Annotated in this window: 1 pseudogene; it reads left to right on the forward strand. The window is 70.8% G+C overall.

Annotated elements, in window-relative coordinates:
- A pseudogene (locus tag IE98_RS0141765) lies at positions 1 to 274 on the forward strand (hypothetical protein); the annotation flags it as partial.

Genomic DNA, 274 nt, shown 5'->3' on the forward strand with positions numbered 1-274 from the left:
GCCGAACTCGACGCGGAACGCGCCGACCTGGCAATCGCCCGCAAAGTCATCCTGTCCCTCGGCGACGACGAGCCCACCGGCGACCGGATGCCGGGCCTGCCCGACAACCCGATCTACCAGCAGATCCTCACCGCGCTCGTCGACGCCGCAGCCCCGCAACGCTGCCGCGACCTGTGCCGCACCCTGGCCACCGGCACCGAGCCCACGCACATCTCCGGCATGCGCAACAAGCTCAAGCGTCTGACCAGCGCCGGCCTCGTCGTCGAGACCGAGC

This window comes from Streptomyces sp. NRRL B-24484, from assembly GCF_000717715.1.
Classification (GTDB): domain Bacteria; phylum Actinomycetota; class Actinomycetes; order Streptomycetales; family Streptomycetaceae; genus Kitasatospora.